This window comes from Flavobacterium sp. UM26 (assembly GCF_057922445.1).
In genome coordinates, this window is sequence record NZ_JBVHCY010000002.1 from 429,040 (window position 1) to 446,584 (window position 17,545).

11 protein-coding genes are annotated in these 17,545 nt (G+C 35.1%); 1 reads left to right on the forward strand and 10 read right to left on the reverse strand.

Annotation, left to right across the window (positions count from 1 at the left end):
• Nucleotides 1–175: 175 nt before the first annotated feature.
• The 5 genes from secDF to ACZ1AQ_RS04250 form a co-directional block, all read right to left on the reverse strand.
• Nucleotides 176–3,154: a protein translocase subunit SecDF gene (secDF, locus tag ACZ1AQ_RS04230; protein WP_489631699.1), complete on the reverse strand. Its 2,979-nt coding sequence runs from the start codon at nucleotides 3,152–3,154 to the stop codon at nucleotides 176–178.
• Nucleotides 3,155–3,381: 227 nt separating this feature from the next.
• Complete coding sequence (gene mdh / locus ACZ1AQ_RS04235; RefSeq protein ID WP_489631700.1) at nucleotides 3,382–4,317, reverse strand: malate dehydrogenase; 936 nt, start codon at nucleotides 4,315–4,317, stop codon at nucleotides 3,382–3,384.
• A gap of 53 nt (nucleotides 4,318–4,370) precedes the next feature.
• Nucleotides 4,371–6,314, reverse strand: coding sequence for a DNA topoisomerase (ATP-hydrolyzing) subunit B (gyrB, locus tag ACZ1AQ_RS04240; RefSeq protein ID WP_489631701.1), 1,944 nt, complete (start codon nucleotides 6,312–6,314; stop codon nucleotides 4,371–4,373).
• Between the two features lie 192 nt (nucleotides 6,315–6,506).
• Nucleotides 6,507–8,183, reverse strand: coding sequence for an asparagine synthase B (gene asnB / locus ACZ1AQ_RS04245; RefSeq protein ID WP_489631702.1), 1,677 nt, complete (start codon nucleotides 8,181–8,183; stop codon nucleotides 6,507–6,509).
• A 196-nt stretch (nucleotides 8,184–8,379) separates the two neighbouring features.
• Nucleotides 8,380–10,005 carry an amidohydrolase gene (locus ACZ1AQ_RS04250; RefSeq protein WP_489631703.1) on the reverse strand — a complete coding sequence of 542 codons (1,626 nt, stop codon included), beginning with the start codon at nucleotides 10,003–10,005 and terminating at the stop codon, nucleotides 8,380–8,382.
• Between the two features lie 375 nt (nucleotides 10,006–10,380).
• On the opposite strand from ACZ1AQ_RS04250, the gene ACZ1AQ_RS04255 reads away from it, so the two are divergent.
• Complete coding sequence (locus ACZ1AQ_RS04255) at nucleotides 10,381–10,917, forward strand: hypothetical protein (RefSeq protein ID WP_489631704.1); 537 nt, start codon at nucleotides 10,381–10,383, stop codon at nucleotides 10,915–10,917.
• Nucleotides 10,918–11,125: 208 nt separating this feature from the next.
• Here ACZ1AQ_RS04255 and ACZ1AQ_RS04260 read toward each other — a convergent pair whose 3' ends face one another.
• The 5 genes from ACZ1AQ_RS04260 to ACZ1AQ_RS04280 form a co-directional block, all read right to left on the reverse strand.
• Nucleotides 11,126–11,446, reverse strand: coding sequence for a type II toxin-antitoxin system RelE/ParE family toxin (locus ACZ1AQ_RS04260; RefSeq protein WP_489631705.1), 321 nt, complete (start codon nucleotides 11,444–11,446; stop codon nucleotides 11,126–11,128).
• Entirely contained in the window at nucleotides 11,431–11,643 is a 213-nt protein-coding gene (locus ACZ1AQ_RS04265) for a hypothetical protein (RefSeq protein WP_489631706.1), read from the reverse strand. Before ACZ1AQ_RS04265 ends, ACZ1AQ_RS04260 begins: the two co-directional genes overlap by 16 nt.
• Before the next feature lie 203 nt (nucleotides 11,644–11,846).
• Nucleotides 11,847–12,296, reverse strand: coding sequence for a hypothetical protein (locus ACZ1AQ_RS04270; protein WP_489631707.1), 450 nt, complete (start codon nucleotides 12,294–12,296; stop codon nucleotides 11,847–11,849).
• Between the two features lie 237 nt (nucleotides 12,297–12,533).
• Nucleotides 12,534–14,309 carry a TonB-dependent receptor gene (locus tag ACZ1AQ_RS04275; protein WP_489631708.1) on the reverse strand — a complete coding sequence of 592 codons (1,776 nt, stop codon included), beginning with the start codon at nucleotides 14,307–14,309 and terminating at the stop codon, nucleotides 12,534–12,536.
• Nucleotides 14,310–14,435: 126 nt separating this feature from the next.
• Complete coding sequence (locus ACZ1AQ_RS04280; protein WP_489631709.1) at nucleotides 14,436–17,450, reverse strand: tetratricopeptide repeat protein; 3,015 nt, start codon at nucleotides 17,448–17,450, stop codon at nucleotides 14,436–14,438.
• Nucleotides 17,451–17,545: the final 95 nt, after the last annotated feature.

Sequence of the window (17,545 nt, forward strand, 5' to 3'; positions counted from 1 at the left end):
CCGGGTCGGGCTGTACGTTCCCGCTTCCCGATGAAAAATCGGGAGAGCTCCACTGCCATCCCTCACGCAATTCATCAAAAATCTCTATTTTAATAAGCACAACTATAAACCTAAATAGCTAAACAAAAAAAGGGCGCATCATACAATGCGCCCTTTGTTATAAACAGACTATAACTTATTTGTTCTCGTTATGTCTTTCTTCAATTAATTTTTTATCTGCAATTGAAATAGTATCAACTAACACAGGTGTTGCGATAAATAGTGAAGAATATGTTCCTACTATAATACCAATCAACATAGCAAAGATAAATCCTCTGATAGACTCTCCACCAAAGATGAACATGATTAATAACACCACAATCATCGTCAATGAAGTATTGATAGTTCTTGACATAGTTGAGTTAATAGAGTTATTTACTATTTCACTAAAGTTACCTTTAGTCTTACCATCCAAGAATTCACGAACTCTATCAAATACAATTACTGTATCGTTCATAGAATACCCAATAACTGTAAGGATTGCTGCAATAAAGTGTTGGTCTATTTCCATTCCGAATGGCATGAATTTGTAGCATAATGAATAAATACCCAATACAAAAATCACGTCATGCGCTACAGCAGCAAGAGCTCCTAAACTATATTGCCATTTTCTGAAACTGATAACCAAATACAATCCTACGATTATCATTGCACCTAAAACAGCCCAATAAGCATTGGTTTTAATATCTTCAGCTACAGTTGGACCAACTTTTGAAGCTTGAAGAATACCTACATTTTTACCATCATAAGCATTAACAAACTTGTCATAAGTTACACCTGCAGAAAAATGTTTCTTCAAGTTTTCATACAACATTTTGTTTACTTCTTCGTCTACTTCACTACCACTTTCTTGAACTTTGTATTTGGTTGTAATTTTTAATTGATTGTCATTACCAAACACTTTAGCCTCAGCACTTCCAAATACTTTAGTCAATTCTTCTTTAACTTCTTCTGCTTGTACTGGTTTTTCAAAACGAACTTGGAATGTTCTACCTCCAACAAAATCTACGCCTTGATCAAATCCATTTGTTGCTATAGAAATAATAGACACTACAGTTACAATAGCTGAAAAAACATAAGACCATTTTTTAATCCCTAAGAAATTAAAGTGGAAATTAGTAAAGAAATTTTTAGAGAAACTAGTAACAAATGATAAATCATTTTTACCTGCAATATTTCTATCAATAAAAATTCTAGCAATAAAAATCGAAGTAAATAAAGAGGTCACAATACCAATTAACAAGGTTGTTGCAAAACCTTTAATTGGTCCTGATCCAAAAATAAACAATACCGCACCAGTCAAAATGTGAGTTACGTTAGCATCTACGATAGAACGCATTGCACCTTTCCAGCTATAAGAAGCAATAACTGCTTCATTTAATGTTTTACCGGCACGTAATTCTTCTTTGGCTCTTTCATAGATAATAATGTTTGCATCTACAGCAGTACCCATTGTCAATACAATACCAGCAATACCTGGCAAAGTCAATACCGCACCCAAACTAGCTAAAATTCCAAACAAGAACAATAAGTTTACTGCCAAAGCCAAGTTAGCATACCAACCTGCTTTACCATAATATACCATCATCCAAAGTGAAACCAATAATAATCCAACAATTGCAGATGTTGTACCGTTATCGATAGCCTCTTGACCTAAAGATGGCCCTACCACTTCAGATTGAACAATATCAGCAGATGCAGGTAATTTACCCGCTCTTAAAACGTTAGCTAAATCTTTAGTTTCAGTGATATCAAAATTACCAGAAATTTCAGATCTACCTCCAGCAATTGGTCCACTAGATACTCCAGGAGCAGAATAAACCACATTATCTAAAACAATAGCAATATATCCTTTTGAAGTATAAGCTCTTCCTGTTAATTCTTCCCATTCTTTAGCACCTTTGCTATTCATTTGCATAGAAACTGCAGGTTTACCCATTTGATCAAAAGTATCCATAGCATCCGTAACTACACCACCAGCCATAGAAGGGGCATCATTACGGTTTCCTTTCAATGCATATAATTCAACTGCATCTACTTTTTTATCTTTAGCTTTTAAATCAGCAATAGTTGTTGGTTTACCCCAAACAAATTTTGCATAACGCTGCTCACCAGCCAATAAAATCTTAACATCTGGTCTTTTCAAATAACCATTAATAACAGCTGTATCTTTTGGAGAGAACATTCCTAAAACAGGTCCCCCACCTTGAGCAATAATTTTATCGAACAAAGGATTTTTTCCAGCTTTAGTAGCTGTAGAATCTTTTTCATCCGTCAATAAGGCACTTAAAGTATCTTTTACTACTTTTTTAGTTTCTACTTTTGTTACTTCAGTTTTCTTTAAAACATCATTAGCAGCTACTAAGAAATTACCAATTTCCTCAATTTTATAAGTCTCCCAGAATTGCAATTCTGCTTTTCCTTGTAATAATCTTTTGATTCTATCTACATCTTTTGCTCCTGGCAATTCAACAAGAATTCTACCAGTCTCACCTATTTTTTGAATGTTTGGTTGCGTAACTCCAAATTTATCTATACGCTCTCTCAATACACCGAAAGCACTTTCTACAGATTCATTAACTTTTCTTTTAATAACTTTTTGAACTTGCGCATCAGTCATTTGAAAATCAACTCCTCCTTCACCTTGTAAGCTTCTGTTTGCAAAAATTTCAGGAGAGGCTAACTTTGTAGTTCCATTAGCATTCGCTTCAAAAGCTTCAAAAAAAGCATCCAAATAGGTTTGATTTCCTCTTTGATTTTTGGTAGCATCAGCTAATGACTTATTAAAAACAGGATTTTTTGAATTATTTGATAATCCTTTCAAAATGTCTTTAACAGAAATTTGAAGAATTACGTTAATTCCTCCCTCTAAGTCAAGACCTTTATTAATTTGTTTGTCTTTAACCTCATTATAGGTAAAATCAGTAAACCCAAGATTAAACACTTTTTCTTTCCCTATGGAATCTAAATATTTTACTTCTTTTTCAGTGTTTCCACCAGCGAAAGATTTAGCATCACTTTGAATCTTATTAGATACAAATGTGAAAGAAAGTTGGTAAATACTTACCAATGCAAATAGAATTGCGAAAAATTTAATAAGTCCTTTATTCTGCATTATTACTAAAAATTAATTATTTTTTAATTACTCTTTTTGTTTTAAACCTCAATAAAATAAGCTTTGACATCGTTTTTTTAAAACAAAAAAATCAATCGTGCATTATGTCATTTTTTTTAAACCGAGCAAATATATCATTAACGAAAAGATAAACCAATTTTTTTATTAATTAATCTCAAAAAAAAAACTGCAAATCTGCAGTCTTTTTTTTGAGTTAATAAAAAACGTTATGCTAATACCGTTTTCAAATCAGCATTCATACTTCTAACTGCATCTGCACTTTTAGCAAATGCTGCTTTTTCAGCTTCATTCAAGTTGATATCAATGATTTGTTCTACACCGTTTTTACCAATAATACATGGTACACCTATGCAAATATCGTTTTGTCCATATTCTCCTTCTAGGAAAACTGAGCAAGCAATCATTTTCTTTTGATCATTCAAAATACTATCTACTAAATAAGCCACTGAAGCTCCTGGTGCATACCAAGCTGATGTACCTAATAATCCTGTTAGAGTCGCACCACCTACCATCGTATCAGCAGCAACTTTATCTAATACTTCTTGTGAGGCAAATTGTGACACTGGAATACCATTATAAGAAGCCAAACGAGTTAATGGAATCATAGTAGTATCTCCATGTCCTCCGATAACCATTGCTGAAATATCATTAGAAGGCACATCCAAAGCTTTTGATAAATAATATCTAAAACGTGAGCTATCTAAAGCACCTCCCATTCCAATGATTCTGTTTTTTGGTAAACCAGTAGCTTTTAAAGCTAAATATGTCATAGTATCCATAGGGTTTGAAACCACTACTACAATACAATTTGGCGAATGAGCTAAAACATTTTCAGCAACAGTTTTTACAATCCCTGCATTGATGCCGATCAATTCCTCTCTAGTCATTCCTGGTTTTCTAGGAATACCTGAGGTAATTACTACCACATCGCTATTGGCAGTTTTGGTGTAATCATTTGTACTACCTGAAACTTTTGTATTAAATCCTGTATTAGTAGCACATTGAGAAATATCCATTGCCTTTCCTTCGGCAAATCCTTCTCTAATGTCCAATAATACTACTTCACTTGCAATTCCTCTATAAGCAATTACATCTGCGCAGGTTGCTCCAACATTTCCTGCTCCTACAATGGTAACTTTCATTTTTTCTAATTTTATTTATATGTAAAATTGATTCTTATAATCAATCCACTAATTTACGCATCTATTTTGGCATATACAGCATTTTTTTCAATAAATTCTCTACGAGGTGGCACTTCATCACCCATCAACATAGAGAAGATACGATCTGCCTCAACCAAGCTATCAATATTCACTTGACGTAGCGTTCTAAAATTAGGATCCATAGTCGTTTCCCATAATTGTTCAGCGTTCATTTCACCCAGACCTTTATATCTTTGAATAGAGGCACTACCTCCCATTCGCTCATTAGCCTGATCTCTTTGAAGATCGGTCCAAGCATACTCTTTTTTATTTCCTTTTTTTACCAAGTATAACGGTGGTGCTGCGATGTAAACGTGACCTTCTTCAATTAATTCTTTCATGAAACGGAAGAAGAAGGTTAATATTAAGGTAGCAATGTGACTACCATCGACATCGGCATCACACATAATGATTACTTTATGATAACGTAGTTTAGAAATATTAAGCGCTTTACTATCTTCTTCTGTCCCTACAGTTACACCAAGTGCTGTGAAAATATTTCGAATTTCCTCGTTTTCAAAAACTTTGTGATGCATAGCTTTCTCGACATTCAAAATTTTACCTCTCAAAGGCAAAATAGCTTGAAATGCACGATCACGACCTTGTTTTGCAGTTCCACCTGCCGAATCTCCCTCGACAAGATACACTTCACATCTTGCAGGATCTTGTTCTGAACAATCGGATAGTTTACCTGGCAAACCTCCACCGCCCATAACGGTTTTACGTTGTACCATTTCACGAGCTTTTTTGGCCGCGTGACGAGCCTGAGCCGCTAAAATTACTTTTTGAATAATAACTCTAGCATCATTTGGATTCTCTTCCAAATAATTTTCTAACATTTCTCCTACCGCTTGACTTACAGGAGAAACTACTTCTCTATTCCCTAATTTGGTTTTTGTTTGACCCTCAAATTGTGGCTCGGCTACTTTTACAGAAATAATCGCAGTTAACCCCTCACGGAAATCATCTCCAGTAATTTCGAACTTTAATTTATCCAACATTCCAGAAGCGTCAGCATACTTTTTAAGGGTTCTTGTCAAACCACTTCTAAAACCTTGCAAATGCGTTCCACCTTCGTGCGTATTGATATTATTTACATACGAAAATATGTTTTCAGAATAACTGGTGTTATAAATTAAGGCTACTTCAACAGGAATTTCTCCTTTTTCGTGATCCATAGAAATTACGTGTCCGATAATAGGTTCACGGTTTCCATCTAAATAACGAATATATTCTTTTAAACCTTCGGTAGAATGAAATACTTCTCCAAGGAAATTACCATCTTTATCGACTTCTCTTTTATCAGTAAAATTAATCGTAATCCCTTTATTCAAAAAAGACAATTCACGCATACGCGCAGATAGTGTATCGTATGAATACTCTATTGTTTGGGTAAATATGGTAGGATCTGGATAAAACGTTACTATTGTACCTCTTTTGGTTGTATCCCCAATTTGTTTTACTGGATATAACGCTTTTCCTCTTTCGTACTCTTGTTCATATATTTTACCATCACTACTATGAACGGTTGCTCTTAAGTGAGAAGATAAAGCATTCACACAAGATACTCCAACACCGTGTAAACCTCCAGATACTTTATAAGAATCTTTATCAAATTTTCCTCCAGCTCCAATCTTGGTCATTACTACCTCAAGTGCTGAAACGCCTTCTTTTTTATGAATCCCTACTGGAATTCCACGACCGTTGTCTTCAACTGTAATAGAACCATCTTCATTAATAGTTACGCCAATGGTATCACAATGGCCTCCCATTGCTTCATCGATAGAGTTATCTACCACCTCATACACTAAATGATGCAAACCACGGACACCTACATCTCCAATATACATTGATGGACGCATTCTTACGTGCTCCATTCCTTCTAATGCCTGAATACTGTCTGCTGAATAATTGTTCTTATTGATTTCCTCGCTCATATATATTTATTCTAAAAATGTATTTTTTGTATAACACGCAAATATACAAAAGCAGAAAGGAATTTAGTCCAAAAAAGCCTTTTTAAGGACTCAAGTTATCAACATTTATGGTTTATATCCCAACAAAAAAAACACGCCCTAAAAAGAGCGTGTTTTCAACATTACAACTAATAATCTAATTCAAATAATAAATTATGCTTTTACATAGGCATCGTCGTGAACATTGGCCACGGCTCTACCTGATGGATCGTTTAAATTTTTAAATGCTTCGTCCCACTCTAAAGCGATTTTAGTACTACAAGCCACACTTGCTTCTTGTGGTACGCATAATGCTGCAGCATCACTTGGAAAATGTTCTGCAAAAATTGAGCGGTAGTAATACTCCTCTTTTGAAGTTGGTGTTTGCAACGGGAATTTATATTTGGCATTCGCCAATTGTTCATCAGTTACTTCTTCAGCAACAACAGCTTTCAAGGTATCAATCCAACTATACCCCACTCCGTCACTGAATTGCTCTTTTTGTCTCCAAGCAACACTTTCAGGCAACATATCCTCAAAAGCTTTACGAACTACCCATTTTTCCATTGGATGCTCTTTGTTGATCATTTTATCTTGTGGATTGATACGCATCGCAACATCCATAAATTCTTTGTCCAAAAATGGTACACGCCCTTCAATTCCCCAAGCAGCTAAGCTTTTGTTCGCTCTCAAACAATCATACATATGTAGTTTCCCTAATTTACGAACGTTCTCTTCGTGAAATTCTCTAGCATTCGGTGCTTTATGGAAATACAAATACCCTCCAAATAACTCATCGGCACCTTCACCAGACAATACCATTTTAATTCCCATTGATTTAATAACTCTTGCCATTAACCACATAGGAGTTGATGCTCTTACAGTAGTAACATCATAAGTTTCTAGGTTATAAATCACATCACGAACAGCATCTAATCCTTCTTGAATAGTAAATTTAATTTCGTGGTGAATTGTTCCAATATGATCTGCCACTTTTTGTGCAGCGGCTAAATCTGGCGAACCTTCTAATCCTACAGAAAACGAGTGCAATTGTGGGTACCAAGCATCTACTTGATCATCTGACTCAATACGTTTTTGAGCGTATTTTTTAGCTACCGCCGAAGTAATTGACGAATCTAATCCTCCTGAAAGTAATACTCCATAAGGTACATCACTCATTAATTGTCTGTGAACCGCAGCTTCTAAAGCTTCTTTGATTGCAGGAATACTGGTTTCATTATCTTTTACTGCTTCATAGTCCGTCCAATCTCTTTTATACCATTGTACAAACTCCCCATCTTTACTTGACAAATAATGTCCTGGAGGAAACAACTCTATTTTTGTACAATAGCCTTCTAATGCTTTCAATTCAGAAGCTACATAAAAAGTACCGTGTTGATCCCAACCTATATATAAAGGAATAATTCCCATATGATCACGAGCCACGAAATATTCGTCTTTAGCCACATCATAAATAGCAAATCCGAAGATTCCATTCATTTCATCAATAAAATCCACTCCTTTTTCTTTGTATAAAGCCAAAATTACTTCGCAGTCACTTTCGGTTTTAAACTGATATTTACCTTCAAATTGTTTGCGTAAATCGCGGTGGTTATAAATTTCGCCATTGGCAGCCAAAATCAAATTCCCATCTTCACTCAACAATGGTTGTTTCCCTGAAGCTGGATCTACAATGGCCAAACGTTCGTGAGACAAAATCGCTTTTTCATTACTAAAGATTCCACTCCAATCTGGTCCACGGTGGCGGATAATTTTTGACATTTCTAAGACTTGAGGTCTTAGGGTTTCTGATTTCTGTTTTAGATCAAAGGCACATACAATTCCGCACATAACTATATTTTTATTCTGATTATTTAATTTGATGAAGCAAAGATGGTACAACAGATATAAATAGAAAACACAAAATCGATTTTTAGTTATAAATTATAACTAAAAATCGATTTTTAAATAAAATATGAAATACAAAACAGAGACAATTAGAAGAATCGCTTAAAATCTGTAAATCGAGGGCTATTTGCAATTGCAATTACTTTTGTTTCGCTCCTTTAATAAAAGTACTTGAAGGCTTCATCTTAACAATATGACTAGCTTCTACTTGCATTAAATCGGCATCAAAAATCACAAAATCTGCCCATTTGCCCACTTCCAAACTTCCTTTCTCTTTTTCTTCGAAATTAGAGTAAGCTGCCCAAATCGTCATTCCTTTTAAGGTTTCTTCGCGAGACAAAGCATTTTCGATTTGGAAACCATTTTTAGGAAATCCTTTTACATCTTGACGTGCTACTGCAGCGTGAAACGTAAGCATAGGATTGACTTCTTCCACAGGAAAATCAGTTCCTAGGGCTATTATACCTGCTTTTTGAAGTAGCTTTTTATACGCATAGGCATTTTTCAAACGGTCTTTCCCTAAACGATCTCCCGCCCAATACATATCGGAAGTGGCGTGTGTAGGCTGAACGGAAGGAATGATTCCGAGTTTGAAATAATCAAAATCGGATTCCTGAATTACTTGTGCGTGCTCAATTTTCCAGCGGCGGTCTTTTTTGCCTGTTAATACTTCTTTGTAGATTTTAAGCAAAACGGTGTTGGCCGAATCTCCGATGGCGTGCGTATTGAGTTGAAAAGGCGAATTGGCAATTTGTTGAGCTACTGCTTTCAATTGAGGCACTGGAGACAACAACGCTCCAAATTGTTTCGGACTATCCGAATACGGTTTGTGCATACAAGCACCTCTGGACCCCAAAGCGCCATCACCATACATTTTGAATGAGCGCACATTCAATTGGTTGGTTTTGTAGATTCCTTTTTTGAAATACAAATCCATATTTTTTTGATTGGCTGTAATCATCGCATAAACGTTGATTTTCATTTTACCCGCTTGTTGCAAACTGTCGATCAAATGAATAATATCAGGATCTAATCCTGCGTCGTTTACTGTTGTCAAGCCATAATCAAACATTACTCTTTCGGCATCCAAGAGCGCGGCGATTTGTGTTTTGCGGCTGGGTTTTGGGATGATTTTAAACACCAATTCGATAGGATTGTCGATCAGAATTCCAGTTGGTTCTCCATTTACGAGTTCAATTTGTCCGCCATCCGCTTTTGTTTTGGCGCTAATTCCAGCCATTTTTAGCACTTTGGAATTGACCACAATAGCGTGTCCATCAATACGGTTGAGCACCACAGGAATATTTGGAAAAGCGGCATCGAGTGCTGTTTTCGATGGAAATTTCTTCACCGCCCAATCGTTTTGGTCCCAGCCATTACCAACAATAAATGTTGGATTTTTTGCTTTTTGAAACGCTTTTAGGCGAGTGATTATTTCTTCGAAGCTTTTCGTACCTCTTAAATCTACTTCTTGTAAGGTTAGTCCATAGCCATAAAAATGACAATGCGCATCTATTAATCCAGGATAGATAAATTTTCCTTTGAAATCTAAAATAGTCTTGGAAGTATATTTTTTTAGAAGCGAGTCCGTATTACCGATGGCTAGAATTTTTCCATCCTTAATTGCCATAGCAGAAGCTTTTTCGAAGGCAGCGTTTACGGTATAAATAGTGGCATTGGTCACAAGCGTATCCACTTCTGTCTGTGTGTTAGACGTACAAGAAAACAGGAATAGGGATACAAAAAACAGAGAAAATGATTTCATATATGTAAATTTTGTTTTTTAGAGGTCATATATGGTATCGCCTTTTACTTATCGGTGTTTGTTTTCAACAAACTTGTTGTTAATGGCGATTTCATATTTTTGAAATTGGGTTTGGTCTTGCTAAGATAAGGAAAAGTAAAGTTTAAAATGCTTTTAGACTGATTGCTAAAAATGGAGTTGTTGACTATAATGAGGATTTCATAGATCGAGTAGTTTCGTAATTAAAAACTAGAAATCGCCTAAAATTCTAAAGGCATTCACGGAAAAAGTTAAGAGTCTTTTATTAGATTTACTGCTTTAAATTAAGATTTAAAAAAGTTCAGGAGACTTCGTAGTCAGGGACTTCGCAGAGGTTAAACTTAAACAATAATTAAAATGAAAGATATAAGTAACTTAAATAACCACACTATTATATTTATTATTGCAATGTTACTATTTGCAATTTGTACAAGCTACTATTTGTATAGAAATTTCCAGAATACAAATAATGAGTTAAAAGTAATTCTATTTCTTTTAATCTTTGGAGCATTTTTTTTATCCTATTACAATTATCAAGAGAATATATCTTTTAATGCTTTAAGTGCAAATTATTCGCTTTCTAAAGGAAAAATTACTAATTATTTTATATCTAATAAATTTTCACTGAGAGGAGGTACTGGTTCTAATGATGTAAAATATGTTTTTCTAGCAAACAATGAAGAATTTGAAAATAAATATTCAGAAAGCAGCTATATAGATACTCCAGATTTAAAACCTGATTTAAATATTGAATATTTGGTACTTTATCAAAAAAACAATCCTAAGAATAGTTTTATTCTTTTGAATTATCCAATAAAAAGTAAAGATGACTTTAATAAATATGTTGCTATTTTTACTGAAGGAATTCCAAAAGATGTATTCAAAAGAGATTAATAAATTGACTTCTTGAATTTGTTTCTTGAATATTATTAATTTTTATAGATGACATATCTCGATTATGCGGATATATGGTCTTACTAAGATAAGAAAAAGTCCCCTTCATCTGATCGTTCAAGAATCACATCACCTTAACCCCTTGTCAAATCTCGATTAACACCTCTTAAATGAGGCACAAAAAAAACCGTTACTTTCAAACGGTTTTCTATTTGTTTTTATTTGGATTTTGTCTAGTATCAAATATACGAACTACATATATTTTACTTTTATTTTTCCGATAGGTTATCTTATAATGACTTGTTATTAATTTACGATAATCATATTTTAAATGAACAAAATCTTCATCTATCGCACCAATTTCCGTAAAATCTACATCAGGATTTTCTAAAATTTCGATGGTTTCAAAAATTGTATTGATAATTTCTTTTGACTTGGAAACACCATAAAGCAAATCATTAAAACCTCTAACTTTTTGCATGTCTTTTAGGGCTCTTGACGTTAATTGAACAATTATTTGGGTTCCCATTTATCCATAATTTCTTTAGCTTCTTTAAGGCTATACAAACGACCGTTTTTAATGTCTTCTTCTCCTTCGGCAATCATTTTGTCCTTTCTTCTTTGAATCCTGTAAGACTGTACCATTTGGTATAACATTTCCACAGTTTTATCATCTTCCTGATCTATAAAACTATGCAATTCTCTCTTTAACTCAATAGCGTTCATCTTTTTATGTTTTAAAAATCAAAAATACAAATTTTGTTTCAACTCCTTTGACCCATCTTCCCAAAAAATCCAAAATAATCCCTTCTAGCCCCGGGAGGAGCGGCATCCTTTGCTGCAGGGGTTCGGCAGCAAAGATATAGCGGATCACGGGACGATGATAACAAGAAGGCCTTTTGCTTCCCGCTCCTATTCCAACTTTTAAATTACAAAATTTCTTGAATGGTGTATTTGGTGGTGTTGATTTCGAATTCGAAACCTACTTTGTTACCCATTAATTTACTACCCAAAGGCGATTGGGGCGAAAGCGCGATGATGTTGGTGCCATCGATGGTGATTTTGGGCAAGGCCAAACTGAGGTACAGGTAAATGCCGTTGGCTACGACCAAACTCCCCACGACTATGGTTTCGGGAACGATGGTAGGATCGATTTTGTCTAAAACGGCTTTTTGAGCCAAGACTTCTTGTAGTTTGTGATTGAATTTTTCTTGCTCGAGATGCATCATCGAAAGTGCGGTTTCGTGCTTGTCGCCTGCGGATCCTTTGGCATCATTTTTTGAATCTTCGGTCAATGCAGTAATCATATCGCGAAAGGCATCGATGCGGTCTTGCACTAATTGCAGGTAGTAGGCGTGTATTTTTTGTTTGAATGTCATTTTTATTTACCGCTAAGGCGCTATGCCGCTAAGAAATTATTATTTATAAAAAATTGAATCTTTATGGTCTTCTCTTTACTTCCCAAATATTTTACCGCTAAGGCGCTATGCCGCTAAGAAATTATTATTTGTAAAAAATTGAATCTTTATGGTCTTCTCTTTACTTCCTAAATATTTTACCGCTTACGCTATGTTACTGGATTTTTTTTTGCGCCATCGCGTCATTGCGGTATACCATTAAAAATCAAATTTATAACTCGCTCCAGCTACAATTTGAAATCCTTGAACGGGAAAATTGAGCCATTTTTGATAGGCTTGATTAGCAATATTGTTGGCTTTTAAAAAAGCGGTAATGCGTTCGCTGTATTTATAACCTACATTTAAGTTTACATCAAAATAGGAAGGCAAAGTAATACTAGTAGAATTGGTAACCAAATCGGTATTGAATTGATTCTCTTTTCGCTCGCCTACAAAAAAGACTTTGGCACCTGCAAACCATTTATCGGTAATGACAACATCTAATGTCGAATTGATTTTCATAGAGGGTAAATTCCACGCTTCGGCTTGCACATCTGTCGTATAGGTATTTAAAGTAGCATTGATTCCGAAGGCCACGTTTCTTGAAAAATCGGCTTTTAATTCTGCAAAAAGACTCATCGTTTTTACATCATCATAGACTATCCCTAATGAATTTCCGAAAGCGTATGGCTCATTGGCACTGTTTTCTGTATAATTATTTGCCTTGAACAAGGCTTTGTTCCCTTCATTCAAATAAGACGCACTAACATTGTAACTCACTGAATTTGCCAATTTTCCTTTTAATCCAACAAAAAGATTGTACTTGGTATCCGTTGGTTGTACCAACAAAGTTGGAGAAAGAAATGGATTTTCATTCGCAAAATCCATATAGGTATTCTGTTTTAAACTACCATCGGCACCTAAATAAAAAATCATCAAATCATCCACCACTTTGTACGATGCTTTGAAATTTGGATAGAAATACAATTTGCTTTTACTCGCTTGGGTATCTAAACTATATAACAAACTCGCTCCTATTTGCAAGGTCCAATCGTCCTCTGCAATGGCAAATCGAGGTGCTAATCCAAAATTTATGAAGCGATACGCAATAGCCTCTGTATTAGTTTTAGTGTAATTATTCTCAAAGGAACCTCCCAAATAATCCAAAACAACAGAGGTGGTGACTGCTTCATTCCAAAGATCCATTCCAAAAATTGATTGCGCTAACAAACGATTTTCAGAAGATCCAAAAGCATCTGAAAAATGATGAAATTTTATTTTGGATTCGTCTAACATACTTTCATCCATAGTGAGATTACCTGATAACGTAATGGCATTGTATTTTTGTTCAGAATCAATTCCTTTGATTAAATCGTTACGCTCACTTGGGGTCAAAGAACTTCCAAAATCAGCAGGTAATCCATACCAATTATAGGTTTGACTTTGAAAACCACCGGCAATATCCCAAGAATAATCACTTTCTTTTACTCCATAAAACAAATCTAATTTGGTGTCATAAAAATGGTCATCGAGTAGCACATCATTTATACCACCTTGAGAGGAATGATGCTGAAAGCTTGCCCCTATAAAATCTCTGGCTTGTAATTTTTTATACACAAACAACGAACCTTGAAGCGTTCCATAATTCCCAATACCCAATGACGCATAATTTTCGAACAAACGTTGTGCTTTGGCTTTTTCCACACTAGCAGCTACTCCCTTTGCAGGAGTAAAAGTAGACGCTACAGGAAAAGGCAAAACTGTATATTTTACTGTTTCTTTTTGGGCATTTCCTTTATCATCAAGCAGCGGGGTCTCTTTAATCTTGAAGGCATCCGATACGGTAGGCGAAAAAGATTTCACAACATTTACCTCTTCTGCCCCAATGGCACCTTTCTTTTCTTGAGCAGTTCCCAAAGAGAAAACAAAAAGCATTGTAATGATACTAGTGATGCTATTGGAGGAAAAAGACTTTACTTTATCTTGTATATTCATATTATTTTACTCTTTTATACTAGTGTTTAGTATGATTTTATAGGAATCTTTACAACTCCATAGTTGCTTTTGATATAATTTTTCGACTAATAAAAGTGATAGAAAGCAAATGTTTTTTGATTGCCTTTATTTTGAAATAGAAGAGTTCGTCTTAGCTTCTTCTTTTTTAATGGTATCCAATTCAGTTTGCGCCGCAGTAACAACATCTTTATAATCGGTGAAATTTTTGATGACACTTTCTAATATGTAAGTCGCTTGAAAACTGTCTTTCAAACCATAAAAATTATTAGCCATCACGACCAATCCTTTGGCTCCCAAATAACGATAGCTGGAATAATTTTTGGCTAATTTTTGAACTGCTTCGTTTGAAGCTTCAAATTTCCCTTCTTTATTTTTAAAATAGGCATCATAAAATATCGCTTCGGCGGCTAATTCCCCTTTAGCAATAGGCAATAATCTCGCATAAGCTTCTTTTGCTTTTGTTTCGTTTCCAGCTTGAATAGCGCTTCGTGCAATAATTATTTGCGCATCGCTTTTTACCATTTCGTCAATCTTGGCTTCAGCTAAAACTTTTTCTGCATAAACAACTGCTTTTGGGTATTCTTTTGTATTATAATACAACTTCATCAAATTAGAGAGTGCAAAAAACTTATTTTGTGCAATATCCGATTCGGTTTCTAAACGCAACAATACAGGAATGGCATAATCGGCTCTTTTATCTTTCAAGTGAATTTGAGCCAAGCGAACCAACGATTGCTCTGTGTACTCGGAACGTGCTTGTTGTACTACAAAATCAAAATGTGGAATCGATTTACCTGCAGCACCTTCATCATAATAGGCTTGTGCCAACTGATAATTGGCTTTCAAAGCGTGAACGCCATTAGGGAAAGAGGTCACATAGGCATTAAGCCCAGCTATAGCTTGCTTTGTATTGCCTTGCTGCCATTGTTTTTCGGCAGCTTCATAACTGTCATTATCCAATTCTACATCGGTTACAGATACAAATGACAACGTACGTACCCAAGTAGCATATTCATTTACTTTTCCGCTATCCACATAAATCAAACGCGCCGAAGCCACTGCTTCTAAAGCTTCTGGGGTTTTAGGAAAATCGGTTGCTATTTTTTTGAATTTGGTTAAAGCCAAATCATCTTTATCCTCATTGTAATACACTAAACCTTGTCTTAATAAAGCTTTTGAAGTAAAGGTTCCTTCTGGGAATTCGGTTATTAACTGGTTGTAAGTCGTTATTGCTAATTCGTCTTTCTTGTCAGCCACGTAAGTATTTCCCAATTCGAACAGCACATCATCTCTATAAACAGATTGTTTGTAACGCTCCAAGAATGCTTTCAACTCCACTATTTTTTTATCATTTTTGGCTAAAAAACCATAACAAAGTGCCTTTTGAAAATAGGCATAATCAGCATCTACACTTTTTAGCTCAATAGCTTTTACATAATTATCAATGGCTGGCCAATATTTTGACCCGACAAATCTGCAATCTGCCAAACGTAAGTAAGCGTCTGCCAAACGAGCTCTATCCTCTGTATTAGTATCGATTTGTTTTTGAAAATAACTCGCTGCCGACTCGTAGTCTTTTAATTTAAAACAAGAATAGCCCAAATTATAATTGCTGTTTTTAAACTCCACTGTAGTTGCTGCACTGGGCAAAACAGCAAATTGTTTGAATCCTGCCAAAGCCGATTTAAAATCTTCTAAAATAAAATCAGATTCGGCTTTCCAGAAAGTAGCTCTTGCGGTGATATTCGCATCTTTAGATTCATTTATTGCTCGATTAAATAATTTGTTAGCAGTTGCGTAATCGGCAGCAGTAAAAGACTCTAGTCCGCTATAAAACAACACTTTTTGATAAGCCAGTTTATTCTCAGCCGTTTTATTTCTTTCTAACAAAACCAGTGCTTCTTTATAATTCTTAGAGGAGATATAAGAATCTATCAACAAACGCTCCACCTCAGCCACATTTGGATTACGAGGGTATTTATCTAAAAAAGCCAACAAAATAGAAGGTACACTTTCGTATGAATTTCCAATTTCATAACTCAATTTGGCATAATTAAGCGTAGCGTCTTCCTGAAGCTCGGTATTAAAATCCATTTCAGAGGCATTCTTAAACGCGTTCAATGCCTGTGTTTTTTGGCCTAAATCCAAATACGATTCTCCCAAATGATAATAGGCATTTTGAGCCACAAAATCTTTTCCGTCGATGATTTTATTAAACTGAGCAATGGCATTTTCATATTGCTTTTGTTGGTAATACGCATATCCCAATTGATAAAAATCGGTATTGTTCCACTTGCCTTTTTTCCCTTTGTATTCGGACAAATACGGAATCGCTTTCTCGTAATTTTTTAAGTTGAAATAACTCTCACCAATAATTTTATTCAATTCAGACAGCTCCATTTCATTCGATTGTGCCATCGCTTTCACACCCAAATCAATCGCTTTTTGGAAATTGCCCAACTTAAAATTCATATCTGCCTGAAAATACGACAACTTCTCTTTGTATTTTTCTTCCCCAGAAACCTCATCAAAATATTTGGTTGCCGCTTTGTAATCATCGCCTTCATAGGCCATAAAACCCAGATAATATTTGGCCTGAGCACCATATTCTGGGGAGTTCAAAACCATATTCAAATATTTTGTAGCTTCTTTTTTCTTTCTCGTGGTGTAATAGCTATACCCTTTTTGAAAATTAAACCGCTCCAATTCTTGTTTTGTCAATTCGTCAGCCTCCACTTTATCAAACCAATACAAGGCTTTCGGGTAATTATTTTGTTCAAAATAGTAATGTGCTGCTTCAACATAAGCCTGATTGCGTTTAGAACTAGTAGGATATTTTTTTACGAACAATGCCACCAAATCCTCAGCATTATTGGCATTAGTTCGGATAGCACAATTAGCAATGTAGTACGCACAATCCCCTTTGATATCCTCATTAGAAACATTTTGCTGCACTTTTTCAAAAAGAACTTGAGCGCTAGCATATTGCTTATTCGTATACAAGTCCATTGCCGTATCAAAACGCTGCAAATCGTGAGTATAAACAGTAGATTTTTGTGCAAAAACACCAGAAAAACAAAGTAAAAAAGGTAGAGACAGGAGCCAATAAAAGGTACGCATTGTGCTATTTTTTTGATGATTCAAATATATCATATTTATCGTATTACAAACGAGAAGAAACAACATTTTATTATCTCACTCCTTTCAAGAATCGT